Source organism: Luteibacter sp. PvP120 (genome assembly GCF_054055715.1).
The window spans coordinates 87,771-111,422 of the sequence record NZ_JBSRXP010000007.1 but is presented as its reverse complement, the minus strand read 5'-3'; the positions used below and the strand labels follow the sequence as shown (position 1 = coordinate 111,422).

Annotated in this window: 26 protein-coding genes and 1 other RNA gene; 19 read left to right on the top strand and 8 right to left on the bottom strand. The window is 67.9% G+C overall.

Annotated elements, in window-relative coordinates:
- Window positions 1–14: 14 nt before the first annotated feature.
- Entirely contained in the window at window positions 15–1,307 is a 1,293-nt protein-coding gene (locus tag ACVKN3_RS15040) for an aminopeptidase P N-terminal domain-containing protein (protein ID WP_354516058.1), read from the bottom strand.
- Window positions 1,304–1,870: a UPF0149 family protein gene (locus tag ACVKN3_RS15035; RefSeq protein WP_285402938.1), complete on the bottom strand. Its 567-nt coding sequence runs from the start codon at window positions 1,868–1,870 to the stop codon at window positions 1,304–1,306. The genes ACVKN3_RS15040 and ACVKN3_RS15035 overlap by 4 nt, the downstream gene beginning before the upstream one ends.
- Window positions 1,871–1,986: 116 nt before the next feature.
- Between ACVKN3_RS15035 and ACVKN3_RS15030 the strand changes: the two genes are divergently transcribed.
- The 11 genes from ACVKN3_RS15030 to ACVKN3_RS14980 all read left to right on the top strand — a co-directional run bounded on the left by ACVKN3_RS15030 (window position 1,987) and on the right by ACVKN3_RS14980 (window position 11,523).
- Entirely contained in the window at window positions 1,987–2,211 is a 225-nt protein-coding gene (locus tag ACVKN3_RS15030; protein ID WP_036116258.1) for a TIGR02449 family protein, read from the top strand.
- A gap of 10 nt (window positions 2,212–2,221) precedes the next feature.
- Complete coding sequence (locus ACVKN3_RS15025; protein WP_036139439.1) at window positions 2,222–2,530, top strand: cell division protein ZapA; 309 nt, start codon at window positions 2,222–2,224, stop codon at window positions 2,528–2,530.
- Between the two features lie 7 nt (window positions 2,531–2,537).
- A non-coding RNA gene (ssrS, locus tag ACVKN3_RS15020) (6S RNA) lies at window positions 2,538–2,721 on the top strand.
- Between the two features lie 109 nt (window positions 2,722–2,830).
- Complete coding sequence (locus ACVKN3_RS15015; RefSeq protein WP_285402929.1) at window positions 2,831–3,442, top strand: 5-formyltetrahydrofolate cyclo-ligase; 612 nt, start codon at window positions 2,831–2,833, stop codon at window positions 3,440–3,442.
- Complete coding sequence (locus ACVKN3_RS15010) at window positions 3,439–3,897, top strand: EVE domain-containing protein (RefSeq protein WP_285402927.1); 459 nt, start codon at window positions 3,439–3,441, stop codon at window positions 3,895–3,897. The genes ACVKN3_RS15015 and ACVKN3_RS15010 overlap by 4 nt, the downstream gene beginning before the upstream one ends.
- Entirely contained in the window at window positions 3,894–4,550 is a 657-nt protein-coding gene (gene rpiA, locus ACVKN3_RS15005; RefSeq protein ID WP_036139431.1) for a ribose-5-phosphate isomerase RpiA, read from the top strand. Before ACVKN3_RS15010 ends, rpiA begins: the two co-directional genes overlap by 4 nt.
- A 56-nt stretch (window positions 4,551–4,606) precedes the next feature.
- A complete protein-coding gene (locus ACVKN3_RS15000; protein WP_354516062.1) occupies window positions 4,607–6,061 on the top strand; it encodes a DNA recombination protein RmuC in 1,455 nt (484 codons plus the stop codon).
- Window positions 6,062–6,119: 58 nt separating this feature from the next.
- Window positions 6,120–6,716, top strand: coding sequence for a GTP cyclohydrolase I FolE (gene folE / locus ACVKN3_RS14995; RefSeq protein ID WP_285402921.1), 597 nt, complete (start codon window positions 6,120–6,122; stop codon window positions 6,714–6,716).
- Window positions 6,717–6,718: 2 nt separating this feature from the next.
- Complete coding sequence (locus ACVKN3_RS14990) at window positions 6,719–8,029, top strand: hypothetical protein (protein ID WP_285402919.1); 1,311 nt, start codon at window positions 6,719–6,721, stop codon at window positions 8,027–8,029.
- On the top strand, window positions 8,022–8,738 hold the full coding sequence (locus ACVKN3_RS14985; RefSeq protein WP_354516064.1) for a hypothetical protein: 717 nt from the start codon (window positions 8,022–8,024) through the stop codon (window positions 8,736–8,738). The genes ACVKN3_RS14990 and ACVKN3_RS14985 overlap by 8 nt, the downstream gene beginning before the upstream one ends.
- Window positions 8,731–11,523, top strand: a complete 2,793-nt coding sequence (locus ACVKN3_RS14980; protein ID WP_354516066.1) for an AAA family ATPase — start codon at window positions 8,731–8,733, stop codon at window positions 11,521–11,523. Before ACVKN3_RS14985 ends, ACVKN3_RS14980 begins: the two co-directional genes overlap by 8 nt.
- Window positions 11,524–11,701: 178 nt before the next feature.
- Here the strand turns inward: ACVKN3_RS14980 and ACVKN3_RS14975 are convergent, their stop codons facing one another.
- Together ACVKN3_RS14975 and cysK are read right to left on the bottom strand one after the other, a co-directional pair.
- The gene (locus ACVKN3_RS14975; protein WP_285402914.1) at window positions 11,702–12,085 is read right to left on the bottom strand and encodes a hypothetical protein; all 384 of its coding nucleotides are present in this window, start codon (window positions 12,083–12,085) and stop codon (window positions 11,702–11,704) included.
- Window positions 12,086–12,180: 95 nt separating this feature from the next.
- Window positions 12,181–13,137, bottom strand: coding sequence for a cysteine synthase A (gene cysK / locus ACVKN3_RS14970; protein ID WP_354516170.1), 957 nt, complete (start codon window positions 13,135–13,137; stop codon window positions 12,181–12,183).
- 92 nt (window positions 13,138–13,229) lie between these two features.
- On the opposite strand from cysK, the gene ACVKN3_RS14965 reads away from it, so the two are divergent.
- The 3 genes from ACVKN3_RS14965 to ACVKN3_RS14955 all read left to right on the top strand — a co-directional run bounded on the left by ACVKN3_RS14965 (window position 13,230) and on the right by ACVKN3_RS14955 (window position 16,288).
- Window positions 13,230–13,574: an EF-hand domain-containing protein gene (locus ACVKN3_RS14965; RefSeq protein WP_354516068.1), complete on the top strand. Its 345-nt coding sequence runs from the start codon at window positions 13,230–13,232 to the stop codon at window positions 13,572–13,574.
- A gap of 60 nt (window positions 13,575–13,634) precedes the next feature.
- Entirely contained in the window at window positions 13,635–14,864 is a 1,230-nt protein-coding gene (locus tag ACVKN3_RS14960) for a cation:proton antiporter (protein ID WP_354516070.1), read from the top strand.
- Window positions 14,865–14,929: 65 nt separating this feature from the next.
- Window positions 14,930–16,288: a GGDEF domain-containing protein gene (locus ACVKN3_RS14955; RefSeq protein WP_354516072.1), complete on the top strand. Its 1,359-nt coding sequence runs from the start codon at window positions 14,930–14,932 to the stop codon at window positions 16,286–16,288.
- Here the strand turns inward: ACVKN3_RS14955 and ACVKN3_RS14950 are convergent.
- The 4 genes from ACVKN3_RS14950 to ACVKN3_RS14935 are packed head-to-tail and all read right to left on the bottom strand — an operon-like array spanning window position 16,278 to window position 19,322.
- Window positions 16,278–16,976 (bottom strand): VIT1/CCC1 transporter family protein, encoded by a 699-nt coding sequence (locus ACVKN3_RS14950; protein ID WP_285402907.1) that lies wholly within the window; start codon window positions 16,974–16,976, stop codon window positions 16,278–16,280. The genes ACVKN3_RS14955 and ACVKN3_RS14950 overlap by 11 nt on opposite strands.
- On the bottom strand, window positions 16,954–17,568 hold the full coding sequence (locus ACVKN3_RS14945; protein WP_354516074.1) for an FUSC family protein: 615 nt from the start codon (window positions 17,566–17,568) through the stop codon (window positions 16,954–16,956). The genes ACVKN3_RS14950 and ACVKN3_RS14945 overlap by 23 nt, the downstream gene beginning before the upstream one ends.
- 48 nt (window positions 17,569–17,616) lie before the next feature.
- Entirely contained in the window at window positions 17,617–18,378 is a 762-nt protein-coding gene (locus tag ACVKN3_RS14940) for an ABC transporter permease (protein WP_036139409.1), read from the bottom strand.
- Window positions 18,375–19,322, bottom strand: a complete 948-nt coding sequence (locus tag ACVKN3_RS14935) for an ABC transporter ATP-binding protein (RefSeq protein WP_285402903.1) — start codon at window positions 19,320–19,322, stop codon at window positions 18,375–18,377. The genes ACVKN3_RS14940 and ACVKN3_RS14935 overlap by 4 nt, the downstream gene beginning before the upstream one ends.
- Window positions 19,323–19,444: 122 nt before the next feature.
- Between ACVKN3_RS14935 and ACVKN3_RS14930 the strand changes: the two genes are divergently transcribed.
- The 5 genes from ACVKN3_RS14930 (at window position 19,445) to ACVKN3_RS14910 (ending at window position 23,570) form a co-directional block, all read left to right on the top strand.
- Window positions 19,445–19,942, top strand: coding sequence for a DUF1993 domain-containing protein (locus ACVKN3_RS14930; protein ID WP_285402901.1), 498 nt, complete (start codon window positions 19,445–19,447; stop codon window positions 19,940–19,942).
- Window positions 19,939–20,490: a DNA-3-methyladenine glycosylase I gene (locus tag ACVKN3_RS14925; protein ID WP_354516077.1), complete on the top strand. Its 552-nt coding sequence runs from the start codon at window positions 19,939–19,941 to the stop codon at window positions 20,488–20,490. Before ACVKN3_RS14930 ends, ACVKN3_RS14925 begins: the two co-directional genes overlap by 4 nt.
- A gap of 89 nt (window positions 20,491–20,579) precedes the next feature.
- Entirely contained in the window at window positions 20,580–20,861 is a 282-nt protein-coding gene (locus tag ACVKN3_RS14920; protein WP_036139400.1) for a DUF2188 domain-containing protein, read from the top strand.
- Window positions 20,862–20,928: 67 nt separating this feature from the next.
- Entirely contained in the window at window positions 20,929–23,025 is a 2,097-nt protein-coding gene (dinG, locus tag ACVKN3_RS14915) for an ATP-dependent DNA helicase DinG (RefSeq protein ID WP_285402895.1), read from the top strand.
- On the top strand, window positions 23,022–23,570 hold the full coding sequence (locus ACVKN3_RS14910) for a HutD/Ves family protein (protein WP_285402893.1): 549 nt from the start codon (window positions 23,022–23,024) through the stop codon (window positions 23,568–23,570). Before dinG ends, ACVKN3_RS14910 begins: the two co-directional genes overlap by 4 nt.
- The last annotated feature ends 82 nt before the right edge of the window (window positions 23,571–23,652 follow it).

Genomic DNA, 23,652 nt, shown 5'->3' with positions numbered 1-23,652 from the left:
CGTGTGCGCGGGTCTCAACGCTCCAGATCGGCCGGCGCCTTCGGCACCATCGCGGTCATCACCTCCGGCGCACCGCGGGTCACCGCCACATCGTCCTCGATGCGGATGCCGATGCCGCGCCAGCGTTCGTCGACCCGTTTGTCGTCCGGCGGGATGTAGATGCCGGGCTCGACGGTGACGACCATGCCTTCCTCGAGGATGCGGGGCTCGCCGTCGATGCGGTAGTCGCCAACGTCGTGCACGTCGAGGCCGAGCCAGTGACCCGTCTTGCTGGGGAAGTAAGTCTTGTAGCTGCCTTCGGCGATAGCACGCGCTGGGTCGCCGGGAAGGATATCGAGGGCGCACAGGCCGTGGGCGATCACGCGTACCGCGGCGTCATGCGATTCGGCGAACGAACGGCCGGGCCGCACGGCGTCGATAGCGGCCAGCTGCGCCTCGTGCACGATGTCGTAGAGCGCCCGCTGCGTCGGCGAGAAACGCCCGCCGACAGGGTATGTGCGGGTGATGTCGGACGCGTAGCAATCCACCTCGGCGCCGGCGTCGATCAACAGCAGGTCGCCGTCGCGCAACGTGGCGCGGTTAGCGTGGTAGTGCATCACGCAGGCGTTGGCGCCGCCGGCCACGGTCGGCGGGAACGCGGGAAAGGCGCCCCGTCCGCGGATGGTGCGAAGGATCTCGCCTTCGATCTCGTACTCGGCCACGCCGGGGCGCGCCATGGCCATGGCGGCGACGTGCGCCGCGCCGGCCACCTCGGCGGAGCGGCGCATCAGGGCCAGTTCGTCGCGGGACTTGAACAGGCGCATGTCGTGCAGCAGGTGGCTCAATGCCACGAGGTCCTTCGGTACCACGCCGCCGCCCCGTGCGGTGCGCAGGCGACGCATCCACGCCAGCAGACGGGCGTCGAAATCCGGCTCCTGGCCGAAGTGGCAGTACACGCGTGCCCGGCCCTCGATCATGCCGGGCAGGATGTCGTCGATATCGTCGATCGGGAACGCATCGTCCAGGCGCAGCTCGCGAGCGGCGCGATCCGTGCCCATGCGCTCGCCGTCCCAGCGCTCGCGCTCGGCATCGCGCTCGCGGCAGAACAGCACGGTTTCACCATGCGCGCGGCCCGGCAGCAGGGCCAGCACGGCATCCGGTTCGTCGAAACCGGTCAGGTAATGGAAGTCGGAATCCTGCCGGTAGGGCCAGGGCGCATCGGCATTGCGCATGCGCTCGGGCGCGGCGGCGAGGATCAGCACGGCGTCCTCGCCGGTCATGCGCATCAGCTCCCGGCGCCGCCGGGCGTACTCGGCCGCGGCGATCAATGCAGGGTGTCGTTCGCCGTCCGGGGGGCTCGGCTGAGTTCAGCGTGCAGCAACATGGCGCCGGCACGGACGAACTCTTCCAGTTCGGTCAGGCTTTCGTCGTTGACATCCTCGTCGGCGTCGAACTCGAAGTCCGTCGTGGCGATGCCGGCCATGTCCTGCAGGACCTCCTTCGCATCGTCACTCATGCCCTTGTTGGCCTCGACCGAGCCACCCAGGCCGAACCCGCCCAGGAAGCCCTGCACCCAGTCGGTCAGGCCCTCCGCCCGCTCCGCGGTGGGCGCGTCGTCGTCAGGCAGCCAGGGCGAGAAGGTCAGGTCCGGATCGGCCAGCCATTCCTCGGTCTGGTGACGCAGCCGGGAGAGCATCGCCTGTTCGTCGGCGGACGGGGCCGGATCGGGCTCGAGCTCGATCGCCGCCAGCACGTCATGGCGGGGAAAGCGGCCACCGGCACAGATGTAACCCACGAGGGAGCCATGGAATTCGCTGACCGACAGGGTCAGCTTGCAGCGGGCGATGAGCTCGGCGATCTCTTCCGGATCGACGGTCTGGTTGGCCGACATGGCGGCTACTCCTTGGGGCGAGAGCGGGCAGTCTAATGCAGCCATCTTCGGCCTGCTTCCGTCGAAGGCCTTCACGGATTGCCGACACGGCGAAAACGTCCTGTTATAGTCCGCGCATGACGAACCCGGATGCCTTCAAGACCGAACTGGAAGCCCTGAGCGCCACGCTCGACCGGCTCGTCGATACCGTTCGCCGTCTCACCGAGGAAAACCGCAGCCTGCGGCACAGCCAGGAGCAGCTGGCGAACGAACGTGCGGGGCTGATGGCGCGCAACGAACAGGCGCGCAGCCGCGTGGAAGCGATGATCCAGCGCCTCAAGGCGCTCGAAAACACCGGCTGAGGCCACCTTTATGAACGCCACCGCCAGCGAACCGGTCTCCCTCCGCCTGCTCGATCGCGAGTTTCACATCGCGTGCGCCCCGGAAGAACGCCCCGGCCTGATCGCCGCCGCACAGTTCCTCGACGGCAAGATGCGCGAGCTGAAGGCCCATGCCAAGGCGCCCGGCTTCGACCGGATCGCCGTGCTGGCGGCCGTCAGCATCGCCCACGAGCTGCTTTCGCTCAGAAAGGAGCACGGCTCGCAGGAACAGGTGCTGACCGACGGTCTTGCCGCACTGCGCAGAAAGCTTGATGGTCTGCTCGACGCGCCGGTAAAATAGCCTCGGGCGTTCCCTGCGGTGTTCGCCAGCGCACTTTACATTTGCCTTGTTCCTACATACGACCCCGGGTCGGCTTTTGGTGGCTGTTGTGCATGTCCGCCTTCGTGCGGAAAGCCTTGATGCCGCCTAGCTCTCCCACCTGATCCTTTGGATCAAGGTCGTTTGGTGCGCAGCGGCATCGCGGAGAACGCCTCTCCATTCTCGCCGGTCGGCCCGCAGGGCCGGTCAGCGCCCTTCCCGCGGCACCGGGCGGGGCGGCTCGACGGCAACCTTCCGACCGTGCCGTCCGGCTGAACGTCCATGTCAAAGCTCCCCGAGAGACGCGAACTTCGAGCCGACCTCGTCCAGCGCCGACGCCAGCTGAAGCCGGCCGAGCGCGTGGCCGCGGCGCAGGGCCTGCGCCAGTCGCTGGAACAACTCCCCGAATTCGTCACCGACACGCATGTGGCCGGCTACTGGGCCACCGGTGGCGAGCTGCCCTTGAACCTCGCCATCGCGCCGCTTGCCGAGCGCGGGCAGACGTTCTACCTGCCCATCGTCACCAAGTCGGGCGGCAAGCGCCGGCTCACCTTCGCCCCGTGGGCCACGGGTGAAGACGTCGAATCCAACGAAATGGGCATCCCCGAGCCGAAGGCGTCCGGCAACATCGTCGAGGCGAACAAGCTCGACCTGGTGCTGGTGCCGCTGCTGGGTTTCGACCGCAAGGGCAACCGTCTGGGCTTCGGTGGCGGTTACTACGACCGCAGCTTCGAGTTCCTGCGCGGGCAGCCACGCCCGGCCAAGCCGCTGCTGGTCGGCGTCGCCTACGATTTCCAGGAACTGGACACCATCGAGACCGCCGAGTGGGATATCCCGCTCGATTACGTCGCGACGGACAAGGCCCTGATCGACTGCACGAGCGGCGCCGCATGAAGTACTGGCTCATGAAGTCCGAGCCGGATACGTTCTCCATCGACGATCTCAAGCGCAAGGGCGTCGAACCCTGGGACGGCGTACGCAACTACCAGGCGCGCAACTTCATGCGCGACGGCATGAAGGTCGGCGACAAGATCTTCTTCTACCATTCCAACACCGAGGTTCCCGGCATCGTCGGCATCGCCTCGGTGGCGTCGCCCGCGTATCCGGACGAAAGCCAGTTCAACGCCAAGTCCAAGTACTACGACGAGAAAAGCACGCGGGAAGAACCGCGCTGGATGCTGGTCGACGTCAAGTTCGAGCGTAAGCTCGCCCGCACCATCACGCTGGACGAACTGAAGAAGATCGACGAACTCGCGGACATGCCACTGGTGCGCAAGGGCAACCGCCTTTCAGTGATGCCGGTGGCCAAGGGCGACTGGGATTTCATCCTCACGCTGGAAAACGCATGAGCCAGGACAACGAAAAGCGTCTCGCCGCCGAAACCGCCGCCTTCCGCTACGTGGGCGAGGGCGGTTTCCGCGGCGGCATCATCGGCGTCGGCACGGGTTCCACCGTCAACTTCTTCATCGACGAACTGGCCCAGTACCGTGACCGCATCAAGGCGGCGGTGTCCAGTTCGGACGCTTCCAGCGCGCGCCTGCGCAAGCTCGGCATCGACGTGCTCGACCTCAACGCCGCCGGGCGACTCGACCTCTATGTCGACGGCGCCGACGAATGCGATCCGCACAAGCGCCTCATCAAGGGCGGTGGCGCCGCGCTCACGCGCGAGAAGATCGTCGCAGCCGCCTCCGACAAGTTCGTCTGCATCATCGACGCGAGCAAGCAGGTGGACGTGCTGGGCACCTTCCCGCTGCCCATCGAAGTGATCCCCATGGCCCGCAGCCATGTGGCGCGCGAGATCGTCGCCCGCGGCGGCCAGCCGGTGTGGCGCGATGGCGTCGTCACCGACAACGGCAACTGGATCCTCGACGTGCACCACTGGCGCATTACCGACCCGGTGGCGCTGGAAGCCGATCTCAACCAGATCGTCGGCGTCGTGGCCGTCGGCCTGTTCGCGAAGCGCCCAGCCGACGTGGTGATCGTCGGCAATCGCGAGATCTGAGAAAGCCCCGCCCTAGCCTGCGCGCGGGATGTCCGCAACACAGGTAACCTCGCGCCATGACCCTCGAAACCGTTCTCCTTGTCGTCCTGCTGGTCACCGTACTGGCGTGCCTCGCCTTGCTCTTCGTCGTCGTCTCGCGCAGTGGCAGGCAGGACGACGGCAGTGCCGCCCGCCTGGACGGCCTGCGTGACGACACGCGCCGCCTCGAAACCGTGCTGCGCGACGAGCAACGCGCGGGTCGCGGCGAGCTGGGCGAGAGCTTCGGCCAGTTCCGCACCCACGTGCAGGAGCAACTGCAGCACGCCGCCGAGCGCCAGCACGAGCGCATCGAGGCCTTCGGCAAGCGGCTGGACCAACTGACCGAGCGCACCGATCTCGGCCTGCAATCGTTGCGTCAGGGCCTGGGCGACGATGCCCGGAAAACGCGCGAGGAATCCGCCGTCACGCTGAAGCATTTCGGCGAGCTGCTCGACCAGCGTTTCGGCACGCTCACCGCCGACAACGAGAAACGCCTGACCGATGTCCGCACCACGCTGGAAACCCGGCTGGGCGCCATCCAGCAGGACAACGCAGCCAAGCTGGAACAGATGCGCGCCACCGTGGACGAAAAACTGCAGTCCACGCTGGAGACCCGGCTGGGCCAGTCGTTCCAGCTGGTATCCGAACGCCTGGAGGCCGTGCAGCGCGGCCTGGGCGAGATGCAGGCGCTGGCCACCGGCGTGGGCGACCTCAAGCGCGTCCTGACCAACGTGAAGACCCGGGGCACCTTCGGTGAGGTACAACTGGGCGCCCTGCTCGAGCAGATCCTCGTGGCCGAGCAATATGCCTCCAACGTCGCCACCGTGCCGGGCTCCGCCGAGCGCGTGGAATACGCCATCCGCCTGCCCGGTGGCGACGACGACAGCGGCCCCGTGTGGCTGCCCATCGACGCGAAATACCCCGTCGAGGACTACCAGCGCCTGCTCGACGCCCAGGATGCCGCAGACCTGGAAGGCGCCCTGCTCGCCGGCAAGGCCCTGGAAGTGCGCGTGCGCGAAGAGGCACGGCGCATCCATACCAAGTACGTGTCGCCGCCGCACACTACCGACTTCGCCATCCTCTTCCTGCCGACCGAGGGCCTCTACGCCGAGGTGATCCGTCGGCCGGGCCTGTCCGACCAGTTGCAGCGCGACCATCGCGTCACCATTGCCGGCCCCACCACGCTGACCGCCCTGCTCAACAGCCTGCAGATGGGCTTCCGCACCCTGGCCATCCAGAAGCGCTCTTCAGAGGTCTGGCAGGTGCTGGCGGCGGTGAAGAACGAGTTCGGCAAGTTCGCCACCGTGCTGGAACGCACCCAGAAACAGCTGGACTCGGCCACCAACAGCATCAAGAACGCCGGGGTACGCACGCGGGCCATCGAGCGCAAGCTGCGTGGCGTGGAATCCCTCGGCGGCGAGGAATCGCAAAAACTTCTGGATCTCGGTGCCATCGACGAGACCGACACCCCGACGGAAGATGCCGGCGACTGAGCCGGCCCGGCCTGAACATCGCTACACTATGTGTTTGCCCCGTCGAGGAACCGTCACGATGAGCGACGACAACAAGTCCCGCCCGGTCAGCCGTGAGCAGGCCGAAGAAGCCGTGCGTACCCTGCTCCTGTGGGCAGGTGAAGACCCGCAGCGCGAAGGCCTGCTCGATACCCCCAAGCGCGTGGTCAAGGCCTACGGCGACTGGTTCAGGGGCTACGACGAAGACCCGGCCGAATACCTGCGCCGCACCTTCGAGGAAGTGGCCGGCTACGACGAGATGATCATCCTGCGTGACATCGAGTTCGAAAGCCATTGCGAGCACCACATGGCCCCGATCATCGGTCGCGCCCATGTCGGTTACGTGCCGACCGACCGCGTGGTGGGCATCAGCAAGCTGGCTCGCGTCGTGGAAGGCTTTGCGCGCCGCTTCCAGGTGCAGGAAAAACTCACCGCGCAGATCGCGCACTGCATCGACGACACGCTGCGTCCCCGTGGCGTCGGTGTGGTGATCGATGCCGCCCATGAGTGCATGACCACGCGTGGCGTCCACAAGCGTGGCGTCTCCATGGTCACCAGCCAGATGCTCGGCAGCTTCCGCGAGGACCCGCGCACCCGCGGGGAGTTCCTCAGCTTCGTCGGCATTCCCCGTCGCTGACCTTGGGCGGGCCGGCCGACACACCTCTCCACGATGAGCGCCTGCAGGATCTTTTCCGCGACGGCGTAGTCGTCGAGGACATCCCCACCCTGTTTCCGCTGCTGCGCGGGCGGGGCCTGCTGCGTGCATTCTCCGCGCTGTTCCATGGCGGCGAGGCGCAGGTGCTGTTGCGCCTGCTGGTCCTGCGTACGCTGGGAGGCCGCACGCATGCCACCGAATGGACGCCGCAGGAGATCCGCGATCACCTGGCGTTCGTCGATGCGGTCAAGCTCGACACGGTGGTCCAGCGCCTGAAGGACCACGAACTGCTGGTCTACGACGGCGAGACCCAGCGTTATCGTGTGGGCCTGCCGGGGCGCAAGGCGCTGGCCGCCCTGGCCGTGATGCTCGAGTTCGAGAACGACGACGACGACGGGCTGGGCTACCTCACCGCGCAGCTGGCCGCCGGCCAGGCCGTGGGCCGTGTCTCGGTCGATGAACTGGGGCACCTGCTCTCGCGCCTGACCGAACTGAAGGACGACTTCGACCGCGCCGTGTTGTCCGGTTCGGAGCACCGCATCCGGCGCGCCGCCGAACGGCTGGATTCGGTGTGGACCTGGGTGGAGAAAGGCACCGAGGTGGTTGCGGGCATCACCGTCAAGGAGGACCTGGAACCGGCTGCGCACCGGCTGGCGCAGGCCGTGGGCCGCGCGCAGAGTGCCCTGCTCAGCCAGGCCGGCACCTTCCAGCGCGAACTCAACAAGATCGACCAGCACCGGGTGCACCTGGGCCGCACGGGTCTGTCGTCGTCCGACCTGGTCGGCTGGCTGCGCGCACAGGATGTCGACGCGCTGGCGTCATTCGAGGATGGACAGCTGCTGCTGCCGTTGCCTGCGCCCTTCCTCCACGACCAGATCGCGTTGGACGTCGCCGAGTTCGAGCTCCTCGAGCGCGAGCGCCTGGCCGCCGAGACGACCGCCCTGCCCGGCGCGGAACAACCGCCGGACACCGCCGACCTGGCGATGGACGAGGAAGACCTGCGCTTCCTCGGCGAATGGCATGCCGAGCTGGCCGCACTCGTCGCGCCACGCGAGCTGTCCGACACGCTGATCGGCGACGACTACGCCCTCTCCGCCTACCGGTTGTCGCTGCTCGGCCTGCTCGGCGATCCCGAATCGGCCGCGCTGGAAGGCGGCACCGCCGACCTGGCCCGGCTGCCGCTGGCGCTGGAGATCGAGCCGCGACTGATCGACACCGACCTGCCCCAGATCGCGCGGGTCAGCGCCGGACGCCTGCGTCCGCGCGACACCGCGAAGGACACCCCCGATGCATGACGATACCGCCACCTTCGTGACCCGGCTGCTCTCCCAGCGCTGGCTGCCGCGCGACGACGTACAGGCGCGCAAGGCGCTGCTGGACGACGGCTTCCGCGAGGAACTCGACCGTCGCCTGGAAGCCGTCGGCCTGGAACTGCGCGAGCACCCCTACGCCGCTTACATCGGGCTGGCCGTGGCCCGCAAGAGCGAGCGTGCCGTGTTCGGTGGCAGCGACAGCTGGATTTCCAACACCCTGCAGCTCGACCGCGACGGCGTGGCCCTGCTGGTCGTCCTCTGGGCACTGATCGTGCTGCCCAAGCGGCAGCGCCAGATCGAACGCCAGGCGGTCGATGCCGCCGCGTCACAGGGCCAGATGTTCGCCGAAGGCAAGCCGATACCGCGCGATCCGGCCGTCTCCCCCGTGATCGCCGAACGCACGCTTCTGGCGGACTTCGGCGACAAGCTGGGCGGCAAGACACGCGTCGGCTTCAACCTCGGCACGCTGAACCGGCTGGGCTTCATCATCCGTCGCAAGGGCGATGTGGCGGAAGGTCCACTGCTGGACCTGGCCTTCGACTACGAACGTACCGCGCGGCGCATCCTCGACGGCGCGCTGGCCGACCTGCTGACCGATGCCGCGAACCGTGCGCCCGTGCCGGACGACGACGGGGACGACGACGAAGCCGGCTCAGCGACGATCCATCCGGAGGAGCCGTCCGATGTTTGATTTCCGCAGCCTCGAGGTCGTCCACTGGGATTACTGGCAGCGTTTCAGCCTGCCGCTGGATACCAACATCGTCACGGTGGTGGGGCCGAACGGCTCGGGCAAGACCACGCTGCTGGACGCGTTGCGCACGCTGCTGACCATCGACTGCGCGGGCAACCGCGACTACAAGAGCTACCTTCGCCACAACGGCATGCCGTACGCCTGGCTACGTGCCCGCGTAGGCAACGTCCCGGGACCGAGTGGCGAGCGCCCGTTCTTTCCGCTGATGGACCGCGAGGTGACCCTCGCCTGCCGCATCCAGAAGAAGGGCGGCGAATGGACACGGCAGTACGCCGTGCTGGGTGGCGATGTCGGCATCGAGGAGATCGACGCGCGAAACGATTTCCTCGGGCTGCGCGACTACCGAGTCCGCCTGGAGGGCGCGGGCCTGTCCCAGGCGATCCGCCGGGTACTGACGCTCGAACAAGGCGCCACCGACAAGCTCTGCCAGCTGCCGCCCAAGGCGCTGCTCGAACTGGTGTTCGACGTGTTCGGCGACAAGGCCGTGCTCGACGACTACCAGCGCGCGCGCAACGAACAGGTCGAGGCCGACCGCGAGCAGCACGGGCTCGAGCACCAGCTGTCCCTCATCGGTGCCAGCCTGCAGGAAACGGAAGCGCGTGCCCGCTCCTACCAGGAATGGACCGCGCTGAAGAACGAGCGGGTCGATCTGGTCGCCAGCGTGCTGCCCCGGGTGGAGTTGGCGGAACTGGCCGGCGGTATCCGGGGCGCGCGCCCGCAGCTGATCGGCGGCAAACGTCGCGTCACCGACCTGGAGCGCCGCGATGCGGACCTGACCCGCCAGCTCGGCGATTTCGACGTCACCGGCGAGGCCTTGCGGGCAGCACAGAACGAGGCGGACACCGCGCGCCAGCAGACGCGCAAGCTGCTGGACGCCGCTCGCGGCGAACTGGCGCAGAACGACCTGCTCATCAAGCAGGAAGCGCGTCTGCGCGAGATGGTTGCCAACCAGGGCGGTGCCGATCACGAGCGCCTGGCCGATGTCGCACGCGACGCGCGCAGCACCGTCCATGCGCTGCAAGCGGAAGAAGGTGTGTTGCGCCAGCGGCTGACGACCCTGACCGGTCAGCTGGCCGCGTGGCGCAGCGGGCGTCGTTACACGCCCGAGTTCGAAGCCTCGTTCCGCCGTGCGCTGGACGAAGCCGGCATACGGCACAGCATGCTCAGCGAGATCGTGGAGATACGCGAGCCACGTTGGCAGCCGGCGGTGGAAGCCGTGCTGGCGGGCTACCGCCACGTGGTATTGCTGGACGATCCGCGCGATCGCGAAACCGCGTGGAAGCTGGGCGAACAGCATCGTTACAAGCACTTCGTCGTGGCCGACCGCGCACCCGCCGAACGGGCCCATCCGCGCTCCCTGCTCGAGGTGGTGGACTTCTCCGCGGCGGCACCGGACTGGTTGCTGCGCAACCTGGACCGTATCCGCCGGGTGGAAGACATCGCCGAAGGGGCGACGTGTGGCAAGGACCAGGACTGGATCACGCCCCAGGGTTACTTCCGCGAGCGTCGCGGCGGCCGCCACCTGGGCGTGGACGACATGTACTTCGGCAGCGGGGCGCGCGAGCGCCAGCTGCGCGATGGCGAAGCGGCGCTGCGCGAGATCGAGACGCGACTGCGCGACATCGCTGCCGAGCGCAAGGACGCCATGGCGCGCGCCGCCGATGCCGAAGCGATCCTGCGCGGCGCCAGCGCCAGTAGCCAGCTGGCCGACCGCGCGGACGAGTTTGCCGACGCGCATGCCCAGCAGCCGCGCCTGCAGGAAGACGTGCAACGCACGGCGGACAGCCACGCGGCTGCGGAGACCCACTACGAGGCCATCCGCGACAAGCGCCTGAAGACATCCAACGCCCGAGACAACGCCGCACGCGAGCAGCGCGACGTGCAGCGCCAGCTCACCGACGCGGGCCGGCAGCACCACCAGTTGCGCAACGAACAGATCGAACGCCTGCGCGCGTTCCGCGCCAAGCGCATGCATATCCCGCTGGCGCAGCGAAGCCGGGCCGCCATGGCGGAACTGCGCGAACGCTACGAATCGGCCAGGGCTGTCGAGCGCGAAGTGATACGTCTCGAGCAACGTCTGGCGGAGGGCCACTGGGAAGAAGACCCCAGCGTGGTCGCGCTGCGCGAAAAACTCTGGGCAGACCACGAGGGCCTGAAGCTCGACCTGGACAAACGCCGTGCCCATCTGGAGCGCGCGTCACGCATCACGCACGAGGCCCGCGGCGCGTACATCCAGGTGCTACGCAACACCGTCCGCCGTTATGCCCGCAACCTCAAGGTGCTGGCCGATCTGGCCGGCATCGGCGTGGACGTGGACCTGCCCGAGCTGAGCAACGACGATTTGGCCCTGGCCTCGGCCGCGCTGCAGGTGCGCTTCGAGTTCGACAAGAAGGGCTGGATCGGCATGGACGACGGCGAAGCGTCGGGCGGCCAGCAGGTCATGAAGTCGCTGTTGTTGCTGGTGGCACTGATGCGCGACGAGGACCGCCCGGGCGGCTTCGTCTTCATCGACGAGCCGTTCGCGCACCTGGACATCTTCAACATCGACAAGGTGGGCGCGTTCCTGAAGTCCACCCGCGCCCAGTACATCCTGACCACGCCGGCCACGCACAACATCAACGTGTTCCAGCCGTCCGAACTGACGTTGGTGACCAGCAAGCGCCGTCCGGGTGCGACCTGGGCGCAACCGCTGGCCGTGCTGAGACGCAGGAGCGAAGTGGCGTAGTGGGGCTACATCCAAAGCCGGAGCCAGAGCCAGAGCCGCCGTTGCTTGTATGGCGCGGCGATGAGGCGTCGGGTGGTCATCCTCTGAGCGAGTTCGGCCGCTTGCGGCCGCTGCCCGAGCGCAGAGGGTGACCACCCGGCGCCTCCTCCCCGCAGCCGCAGCCGCAGCAGCTAGCGGGTCAGTAGTACCGCACCTTCCCAGCTTTCGGACGGTCTTCGTCCGACTCATCCAGCGCGGCGTTGCCGGCGTCTACAGGTACCTGCCGCATCGGATCGTGTTCGTCTTCCTCCGGCCGCACCCGCGCGTGGTGACGGGCGATCAGCCAGGCGGCCGCGATGGCACCCAGGCCGAGGCCGGCGCCGATCACGATGCCCAGCGGGCGACGACGCACATGGCGACCGGCTTCGGCCAGCGCCTCGGAGGTGAGCGAACCGGCGCGGCCGGCGTACTGGCGGGCGGTGCCCAGCGCCTGGTGCTTGCGGCTGCCGGTGACCGAGCCGATCGCACGCTCGGCCTTGCCGAACATCTCCTCACCGAAACTCTTGCTGCGCAGGAACGTCATGGGGTGTCTCCTTCTATCGAGGCGCACACCATGACTCCAGCGACGTGATGATTTCGCGGTGCCGCCGTGGAGGCGGCGAACCGCCGGCCGTGACATCAGGCCAGGCTTTCCAGCCAGGCGTCGTCGGACCCTTCCTCCACGCCTTCGAACAGGAACGTCGACAGGTAGCGCTCTCCCGTATCCGGCAACATGGCCAGGATGACGCTGCCCTCCTCGGCGGATTCGGCGTGGGTGAGTGCCGCTGCCACGGTGGCACCGGCCGAGATTCCGACGAAGAGACCTTCTTCCTGCGCCAGGCGACGGGCCGTGTCGCGTGCCTGGATGTCGTCCACCGGGATATTGGCGTCGAAGACCGAACGGTTCAGCACCTCGGGGATGAAGTCCGGGGTCCAGCCCTGGATCTTGTGCGGCGACCAGGGCTTGTCGGCCAGCAGCGGCGCCGCGGCGGGCTCCGTGGTGACGATACGGACCTCCGGGCGTGCCAGCTTGAGCATTTCGCCCACGCCGGTCAGCGTGCCGCCGGTGCCCCACCCGGTGACGAACGCATCGAGACGGCGGCCGGCGAAGTCCTGGAGGATTTCCGCCGCCGTGGTGCTGCGGTGATAGGCAGGGTTGGCCGTGTTGCGGAACTGCCGCGGCAGGAACCAGCCGTGCTTCGCGGCCAGTTCCTCGGCGCGCCTGACCATGCCGCTGCCGCGCTCGGCAGCGGGGGTCAGGATGACGCGGGCGCCGTAGGCGCGCATCAGCTTGCGTCGCTCGACCGAGAAGCTGTCGGCCATGGTGGCGACGAAACGGTAACCCCTGGCCGCGCAGACCATGGCCAGGGCGACGCCGGTGTTGCCCGACGTGGCCTCGACCACGGTGTCGCCGGGCTTGAGCAGGCCCTTCTGTTCGGCGTCGCGGATCACCGCGATGGCGAGGCGGTCCTTGACCGATCCGCCGGGGTTGAACGACTCGACCTTCGCGTAAAGCGACACATGGGAGGGCGCAACGCGGTGCAGGCGGACGATGGGCGTGCGGCCGATGGTATCGAGGATGCTCTCATGGATCATGGGGAAGTCCTTGGCGGCGATACGGGGATCCACGACGTTACTCCCCCCGCCCCGGGGCGACAAACCCGGCCGGATCGCGCAGACTGCCGGGCATGAATCGACGTCCATACGTTTTCGCCGCCGGCCTGTTCCTGGCCCTGGCGGCCTCGGCCCAGGACCTGCCGCGGACACCCGCGGACTACCTGCGCCGCATGGACGCCAACGGCGATGGCCGCATCGACGAGGCGGAATACGTTCGCTACATGAGCCAGGGCTTCCTGCGCATGGACATCAACGGCGATGGCGTACTCGACGCCAACGACGGGCCCATGCGTCCGGGTGCGCGTCCCGTCCGGCTGGACGCCTTCCAGCGCGACCTGATCCGGCAGTTCCACAAGCTCGACCGCAACGGCGACGGTTACCTCGACGCGCGCGAACTCTCGCAACCGCCGCGCTGAAACAGGTCGACACGGCGCGCCCGCCGTGGGTTACCCTCTGGCCCACTTCGGGGAGAGCGGATGACCACCACGGAATTGTTCCTGATCGCCATGACGATCATTCTGGGCGTGCCCTACCTGATCTGGCGCATCTTCCGCACGGATTACTGGGCGCCGCTGGTGGTGGTGCAGATCCTGACCGGCATCCTGCTGGGCCCGGGGCTGCTGGGACGGATGTTTCCGGCCTACTACGCCACGGTGTTCGCGCCGCCGGTGATCGCCGCGCTCAACGGCATCGCCTGGTGGGCGGTCATGGTGTTCGTGTGGATCGCCGGCATCGAGCTCGACCTGCGCGAGGTCTGGAAGCAGCGCCGCGAATGCGGCACCACGGCAGCGTTCGCGCTCGGCATCCCCCTGGCCACCGGCTGCCTGGCGGCGCTGGGCATGCTGGCCTGGCGCGACGGCTGGATGGGCGAGGCGGCCACCCCGTGGCAGTTCGTCCTGGGCATCGGCATGGCCTGCGCCGTGACGGCGCTGCCCATCCTCATCCTGCTGATGGAGAAGATGGGCATCCTGCGCGAACCGCTGGGACAACGGGTGCTGCGCTATGCCAGCCTCGATGACCTGGCCATCTGGGCGGTGCTGGCCGTCATCCTGCTGGACTGGCAGCGGGTCGGGCACCAGGCCGCGTTCCTGGGCCTCTTCGCGATCGCCGCCCTGGCCATCCGTCGCCTGATGGCCCGTGTGCCGGAGGCCGATCGCTACATCATCGGCCTGGTCTGGCTGGCCGCGTGCGGCTACGGCGCGGACGCCTGCGGCCTGCATTTCATGGTGGGTGCCTTCCTCGCCGGCGCGGTCATGGAGCGCGAGTGGTTCACCCTCGAAAAACTCGATGGCCTGCGCCATAACGTGCTGCTGGTCATCATGCCGATCTACTTCCTTTCCACCGGGCTGCGCACGAACTGGCAGATGGGCGGCACCGCCGTGTTCGTCGCGGCCGGGGTGCTGCTCGTGGCCTCGATCGCCGGCAAGCTGGCCGGCGTGGGCATCGCAGGCAAGCTGCTGGGCTGGGCCCGGGGCGATGCATGGACGATCGGCTGGCTGCTGCAGACCAAGGCACTGATCATGATCATCTTCGTCAACGTGCTGCTCGACCGGCACATCATCACCAGCGAAACCTTCACCGCCTTGCTGCTGATGGCCGTGGCCAGCACCATGCTGACCACCCCGATCGTCGCGCCCCGGCTGCACCGCCCGATGCACCGCGGCAAGCCCGAGCAGGCCCGCCGCCGCGCCACCGCTGAAACGTGAGCTAATTCGTAGCCCCCGTCGTATGATGGAACGAATTCGGCATAACACGATGGTTGGGGCGTGCGTTGGACAACCAGCTATGGGAAAGCAAATACCACGAGGCCGTCGACCGACTGACCCGTGAAGAGAGCCAGTGGCGGACCGCCGAGTCTCTGCTGCGCCAGCTGGTGGGTTGCCTGGGCCGTGCCGCGCATGGCGCCAACGATCAGGTCGACCCGCATATCGAACGCGTCGCCAACGCCCTGCACGGCCCGGTCGACGCGATGCTGCTCGAGCCGCTGGTCCACGGCCTGAGCGAGGCGCTGGACAGGCTGGGCGACCATCCCCAGGCCACCCTGGAGGAACGCTCGGTCGCCCTCGTCCGCGCACCGCGCAGCGAGCACGGTTCGTCCGTGCAGTCGGCGCTGAGTCGTCTGGTCGACCGCATCGTGGTGCTGCCCAAGCTGGCCGATCGCGCCAGCGACCTGCGCCACGATGTGGCCGATGCCGGCGACCTGGTGGCCCTGGCTGTCTGCGGCGACCGCCTGGCCGACCTGGTCAACGAGCAGCGCATCGGCCTGCAGCGCGAGATAGAGGCCCTGCAAGCGGTGCTTCGCCATGTCACCGGCCGTCTGGACGAGATGAGCCAGTACATGTCGCGCGAGCTGGCCGACCAGAACACCGGCGAGGCCAACGGCCAGGCGCTGGACGCCTCCGTGGCGCATGAGATGCGCCTGCTCGGCGAGGCCGCACTGGAACTGGAAGACATCCACGAGCTGCGCGAGCGGGTGGGCGACAGCCTGGAGACGATCGCCGAGTGCTTCCGCGAGTTCCGCGACCGCGAAGGCGGCCGGCTTACCGCGTACCGCGAGCGCGCGGAAAAGATGCGCCAGCGCATCGAGCAACTGGAAACCGAGCGCAACGCCCTGCAGCGCTCGCTCGAACGCGAGCACGAGCTGGCGCAGACCGACACCATGATCGGCATGCCCAACCGGCTGGCGTATGAAAAACGCATCGAGGTGGCGTTCAACGCCTGGCAGATGGCGGGCCGGCCGCTCTGCGTCGCCGCCATCGACATCGATCACTTCAAGAGCATCAACGATACCTACGGCCACACCGCGGGTGACGCCGTGCTGCGCATCATCGGCCAGGCCCTGGTGAAGCACGTGCGCCCGTGCGATTTCGTCGCCCGCTACGGTGGCGAGGAATTCATCGTGCTGTTCGATGGCGCCGACGAGAACGAAGCCCTGCAGGTGTGCGAGCGCCTGCGCGGCAAGATCCAGCACCTGGCTTTCCACGCCAGCCGGCAGCCGGTGCGTGTCACCGCGTCCATCGGCCTGGCCCAGTTCCAGGCCGGCGACACGCCGCAGACCGTGTTCGACCGCGCCGACCTCGCGCTCTACACCGCCAAGAACGGCGGCCGCAACCGCTGCGTCATCGGCTGACGCCGAACAGGCTGCCCACCGCCGCGGTCAGCGCCATGGCCGCCGCGCCCCAGAAGACGATGCGCAGGGTGCCACGGAACACGCCGGAACCCGCCAGTCGCGCCGACGTGGCGCCGAGCACGGCCAGGGCAAACAGGGACACGACCACGACCGCGGCGGTCATGGCCGACCGTGGCGCAAGCGCCGCGGCGGCGATAGGCAGCACGGCGCCCACGGCGAAGCTTGCCGCGGAGGCGGCCGCCGCTTGCAGGGGCCGCGCCGCGGTCGCTTCCGACAGACCCAGTTCGTCGCGCAGGTGGGCACCCAGCGCGTCGTGCGCCATCAGCTGGTCCGCCACGGTGCGCGCCAGCGTGCGATCGAGCCCGCGCAACACATAGATCTCGGTCAGCTCGCGGTGCTCACCGACCGGGTCTTCCGCCAGTTCGCGCGATTCCAGCGTGCGCTCCGCATGCTCGCTGTCGGCCTGCGAGCGCACCGACACGTATTCCCCTGCCGCCATGGACATGGCGCCGGCCACCAGGCCGGCCATACCCGCCAGCAGGACATTGCCGACGCCCGCGGCGGCCGACGCCACGCCGACCAGCAGGCTGGCCGTGGAGAGGATGCCGTCGTTGGCGCCGAGCACGGCCGCACGCAGCCAGCCGATCCGGTCCAGCCGGTGGTGTTCATGGTGCCGTTGTCGGTGCATCCTCGTCCTCCTTCCGGATCGTGCCTTCGACGCGTTCCTCGATGCGCGAGACCAGCCAGCCGATGGCCAGCGCGCAGGCAGTACCGAGCAACACTTCGCCCAGGCGATAAAGAGCGGTTTCCCACAAGGGGCCCGTGTTGGGCACGAGCAGGAGGATCGCCGCGGTGATGCCACCCACCCGTGCCGCGGCACCCGCATTGAATATCCAGCAGGCGACGGTGACCACGGGAAGCGCCACGCAGAAGGACACCAGGTTGCCGGCGCCACCGATCCACAGCCCGAAGAGGCCGGCCGCGCCACCGAATGCCGTGCCCACGATGCGATCACGCCCGGCCCCGCGCGTGTCGCCGAAGTGTGGCTGGACGACTGCCACAGCGCTGATCGCCGCCCAGTACGCCTGGCCGGTATGCAGCGCATGCCCGATGAGATAGGCCACGCTGGCGGCGACCACGGTCTTCAGCGCCATGAAGATGCCGGTGCGCACGCGGCCACCCAGCGGCATGGCGCGGAACATCCGGTCCAGCATCGCCTGCGCACGATGCAGGCGGCTGGCATGCGTGGCGGTGTCGGTACGGGCGTCGGCGGGGTTCATCGCCTTATCGTAGCGAGGAACCCTGTCGACGCGCCGCGACAGCGGCGCTTACGACTTGAGTTTCCACCCGGTCCGGAATATCCACCACACCGCCGTGAGGCAGACCAGCAGGAAGCCCACCGTCGCGCCCACGCTCACCAGCACGTTCACGTCGGCCTGGCCGTAGAAGCTCCAGCGGAAGCCGTTGACCAGGTAGACCACCGGATTGAACATCGTGATCGTCTGCCACGCGGGTGGCAGCATCGAGATCGAGTAGAAGCTGCCGCCGAGGAAGGTGAGCGGCGTGATCACCATCAGCGGCACCACCTGCAGCTTCTGGAAATCGTCGGCCCACAGCCCGATGATGAAACCGAACAGGCTGAAGGTCACCGCGGTCAGCAACAGGAAGGCCACCATCCACACCGGGTGCTGGATCTCGTAGGGCACGAACAGCCGTGCCGTCAGCAGGATCAGCAGGCCCAGGATCACCGACTTGGTCGCCGCCGCGCCGACGTAACCGATCACCACCTCCACGTACGACACCGGTGCCGACAGCAGCTCGTAGATGGTGCCGGCCCATTTGGGCATGTAGATGCCGAACGACGCGTTGGAGATGCTCTCGTTGAGCAGCGACAGCATGATCAGGCCGGGGATGATGAACGCCCCGTAGCTCACGCCGCCGATGGCGCCCATGCGCGAGCCGATGGCGGCACCGAACACCACGAAGTACAACGAGGTGGACAGCACCGGCGAGGCGATGCTCTGCATCAGCGTGCGGAAGGTACGGGCCATCTCGAAGCGGTAGATGGCGCGGATCGCGTGGAAGTTCATGCGCCACCCCTTACCAGGCTTACGAAGATGTCTTCGAGGGAACTCTCGCTCGAGTGCAGGTCCTTGAAGTCGATACCCAGGTCGCTCAGCTTGCGCAGCAGCACAGCGATACCGGTGTCCTCGCCCTGCGTGTCGAAGGTGTAGATCAGCGAGGTGCCGTCGGCCCCGAGTTCCAGCGGCCACTCACGCAGGCCATCCGGCACGGCGTCGAGCGGGGTCTGCAACGAGAGCGTCAGCTGCTTCTTGCCCATCTTGCGCATCAGCGTCTGCTTCTCCTCGACGATGACGATCTCGCCGCGGTTGATGACGCCGATGCGGTCGGCCATCTCCTGGGCTTCCTCGATGTAGTGCGTGGTGAGGATGATGGTGACGCCGGACTCGCGCAGGCGGCGGACCATCTGCCACATGTCGTGGCGCAACTCCACATCCACGCCCGCCGTGGGCTCATCCAGGAAGAGTACGCGCGGCTCGTGTGCCAGCGCCTTGGCGATGAGCACGCGCCGTTTCATGCCGCCGGACAGCGCCATGATCTTCGCGTCGCGCTTGTCCCACAGCGACAGGTCGCGCAGGATGCGCTCCAGGTGCACGGGATTGGGCGCCTTGCCGAACAGGCCACGGCTGAACTTGACCGTGGCCCATACCGTCTCGAAGGAATCCGTGGACAGCTCCTGCGGGACCAGCCCGATCAGGCTGCGCGCGGCGCGGAAATCCTTGCGGATATCGTGGCCGTCGACGAGCACGCTGCCGCCGGTGCCGTTGACGATGCCGCAGACGATGCTGATCAGCGTGGTCTTGCCGGCACCGTTCGGGCCCAGCAACGCGAAGATCTCGCCACGCCGGATATCGAGGTCGACGCCGTTGAGCGCGCGATGGCCGCTTTTGTATTCTTTGGTCAGTCCGCGGATCGCGACGATGGCGTCGGGCGCGGTGGTGGAAGCATCCATGGGAACCCGCGATGTGGAGGGGTAAGACGGCCGATGGTAGCCCCTGGCGCCGTGGGCCGCGAGACCTTGTGGAAACGTCCGGCGGCCCCAGATCGACGCAATAACTTCGCCCCGGAATGCCCATGTCCATCTCCCTGTACGACGCCACGGTGCCCGTCTTCGCGCGTGGCTTTCGCGTGCTTTCCGACCTGCTGACCAAGGCGGAGGCGCACGCCACCGATGCGTCCGCGTTGCTGGAAGGCCGACTTGCGCCGGATATGCTCACCCTGACCGGGCAGATCCAGCGCGCCAGCGACACCGCCAAGTTCGCGGTGGCCCGGCTGAGCGAGGCCCAGCCGCCCTCCTTCGAGGACAACGAGGCCAGCTTCGCCGACCTGCGCAAGCGTCTGGACGCCACCGTCGCCTGGATCGAGTCGGTCGACCGCGACGCCATCGAGGCGGGGGCATCGCGCACCATCGCCCGCACGTTTCGCGACACCGAGTACACCTTCACCGGCCAGAGCTACGTGCTGACCTTCGCCCTGCCCAACTTCTTCTTCCACGTGACCACGGCGTACGACATTCTCCGCCACCAGGGCGTGCCCATCGGCAAGATGGATTACCTGGGCGTCGCCGGATGAGCGAGGGCCTTCGCCGCTGCGCCTGGGGCGATGCCGACGAGTTGCTACGCGATTACCACGATCACGAATGGGGCGTGCCCGAGCATGACGGGCGCCGCCTCTGGGAAAAACTGGTCCTGGACGGTTTCCAGGCCGGGTTGTCCTGGCGCACCATCCTGGCCCGCCGCGACGGCTTCCGCCGGGCCTTCGACGGCTTCGTGCCGGAGGTGGTGGCTGCATACGGCCAGGCCGACATGGAACGCCTGCTCGCCGATCCCGGGATCATCCGTTCGCGGGCGAAGATCGCCGCGGCGATCGGCAATGCCAGGGCCTATCTGGCCATGCAGCAGGCCGGGGAGGATTTTTCCCGTTTCTGCTGGGATTTCGTGGGCGGCACGCCCCTCGTCTGGGAAGGCGCCGTCCCGCCCAACAGCCCGCTTTCCGCGCAGGTCTCACGGGCGCTGAAGCATCGCGGCTTCAGCTTCGTCGGCCCCACCATCGTGTTCGCCTGGATGGAAGCCACCGGCCTGATCGACAGCCACGCGGCGCACTGCTTCCGCCGCGGTTAACGGCATTTTTAGCCCTCCCGGCGTAGGTTGGCTACGAGGCCGTCACACCGGCCCATCGTCTGGTCCACCCAAGCGTCAGTGAGGGTCCCATGGCTTCCAGCTCCGCACAGCTCTTCATTCCCTATTGCACGGCCCCGCAGGGTCCATGGGTGGTTCGCCGCGCTTCCGCGCCGCTGGCGCGCTACGCCAGCCAAGCCCTCGCCATCGCCGCCGCGGAAGACCTCGCCCCCGCCATGTCCGACAGCCTGGGCCTGCCCGTGGAAATCCACGTGCAGCAAGCCGACGGCACCTGGGAAGAACACACCTTCGTCGTGGCCGGCCTGGTGGCCGGCCTGCCCACACCGCCTGCCGGCATCGTCCGTCACGCGTGAGCGTCATGGGGTGAGACGTCGATGAGGTAACCTTGTCCGGTTGCCTCATCCCTCTCCGTACCCATCGATGCTCACCGACGACACCAAAGCCGCGATCCGCGCCGCCTACACGCGGCTGAAGGACGGTCTTGCGGGTTTCCGGGGGCGCTCGGCCCAGCTGAAGATGATCGCCGAGGTGGCCAAGGCATTGGCCGAGCCCGCCGGCGCCGCGGTGATCGAAGCCCCCACGGGCACCGGCAAATCCATGGCCTATCTCATCGCCGGCCTGGAAGTGGCGCGCGCCCAGAAGAAGAAACTGGTCATCGCCACGGCCACCGTGGCGTTGCAGGAACAGCTGGTGCAGCGGGACATCCCGCAATACCTCAGCCTGTGCGGCGTCGAAGCGAAGATTGCCCTGGCCAAGGGCCGCGGCCGTTACCTGTGCCCGCGCAACCTGCGCATGGCCGGCGCGGAGCCCGCCGCGCAGACCGGCTTCGATTTCGATGCCGACCTGGCCCTGTGGTCGCGCCCTCCGGCGGAGCGCGACACCAAGGCGGTCGAGAAACTGGCCGCAGCGTTCGAATCGCGCGAGTGGAGCGGCGATATCGACACCAGCCCCGAGCCGCTGTCCGACCTGGTGCGCGGCATGATCACCACCAGCGCGGGCGGATGCACGGGGCGCAAGTGCGGCGCCTTCGCCGTGTGTCCGTTCTTCGTCGCCCGCCGCGCCATCGGCGAGGCCGACATCGTCGTGGCCAACCAGGACCTGGTGCTGGCCGACCTCACCATGCCACGCGACGAAGACACCTTCGGCGGCGTGATCCTGCCCAAGCCGGAAGACACCCTTTATATCTTCGACGAGGCGCACCACGTGCCTGCCAAGGCCATCGACCGCGGCGCGGCGGATGTCCACCTGGCCACTGCCGTGCGCCGTATCGGCCGCCTGCAGAACCAGATCCACGGGGCCTATTCGCTCACCGACAAGGAAAGCATCGGCAACCTCACGCTGGAGGCCGGCGACGAGAAAATGCTCGCCATGTCCAACGCCCTGGAGGAGATCGAGCGCGAGATCCGCATGACGTGGACACCGTCGTCGAACGAAACCGAGCCCGTGTTCCGCGCATCGCTGGGGCAGCTTCCGGAAAACTGGAAGATGCACGCCGAACACCTGCACCTCATCACCCGCGACATCCAGCGCTGGTTGCGCACGGTGCGCCGCACGGTGGTGGAAATGGAAGCGGGCGGCCCGACCCAGGAAGCGCTGTCGCGCGAGCTGGGCGTGGCCCTGGAGCGACTCGAGCGCCAGGTGAAGACGTGGTACGCCTGGTCCACCGACGACAGCGACACCGGACCGCCGCTGGCCCGCTGGGTCAGCATGACGCCGGAGCAGCAGCTGGTCTGCCACGCCTCCGCGGTGTCGGCCGGCGGCCTGCTGCGCAACGTGCTGTGGGACAACGCATCCGCCGTGGTGATGACGTCCGCGACGCTCAGCGCCGGCGGTAATTTCCGCGGGTTTGCCGATGCGGTGGGCCTGCCCAACGACGCCGTGACGCTCAGCCTGCCCTCGCCGTTCGACCTCGAACGCCAGGCCACCCTGAGCGTGCCCAGCATGAAGACCCTGCCCGACGATCGCGAAGGGCACGCCCGCGAGATCTCCTCCTGGCTGGCGCAAAACCTCGACTGGGACGCGGGCAACCTCGTGCTGTTCACCTCGCGGGCCAAGCTCGACCGCGTGCTGCAGACGCTGCCCATCGAGTTCGTCCGCAAGGTGCGCGCGCAGGGCTCGCTGTCCAAGCAGCAATTGATCACCGAGCACCGCGAGGACATCGAGGCCGGCAAGGGCAGCACGCTGTTCGGCCTGGCCTCGTTCGGCGAAGGCCTGGACCTGCCCGGCAAGCTGTGCGAAACGGTGGTGGTGACACAGCTGCCGTTCGCGGTGCCTACCGATCCGGTCGGCGCCACCTATGCGGAGTGGCTGGAGTCGCGCGGACGCAACCCGTTCATCGAGGTGAGCGTGCCGGATGCCACACGCATCCTCACGCAGTATTGCGGCCGGCTGATCCGCACGGAAACCGACACCGGTCGCATCGTGCTGCTGGATCGCCGCGTGGTCACCAAGCGCTACGGCACCGGCATGCTGCGGGCCCTGCCCCCGTTCGCGCGCGATATCGAGCGCGTCGCGTGAGCGTGATCGGTTTCGCACGCTTGCGTGCCGTGCCGTGGAAGAACGGCCTGGGCATCACGCGTGAGATCCAGGTCGAACCCGCCGGCGCGACGATGGACGATTTCCTCTGGCGGGCCAGCATCGCGGAGGTCGACACGGCCTCGCCGTTCTCGGTGTTTCCCGGCATCGACCGGACGATCGTGCTGCTGGACGGCAACGGCTTCACCATGACCCTCGACGAAAACCGCGTGCACGCGCTGACCACACCCTGTGTACCGTTCGCTTTCGCTGGCGAGTCGCGTGTCGAGGTCGCCCTGGCCGGTGGTGCCACCCGCGATTTCAACCTGATGGTCCGGCGCAGTCATGCACGGGGCCATGTCGATGTCGAACGGGGCCCCGCCATGCTCGAACATCAGGACGTGGCCCTGCTGCACCTGGCACGGGGCCATGCCGAGGTGGACGGCGTGGCGTGTGTCCCGGGGGACAGCGCCATCGGGCCACGCACGGTGCGGCTCGCTGCCGACGCGGTGGCCCTCTGCGTGCGGGTGGTCCTGCTGACGCGATGAACGGCCAGGGTTGGCGTGTCGTCCGCAAGTTCAAACGGGGTTCAAGCCCCGGTGCGCATCGTAGGGGATCGTTCCCCCGGAT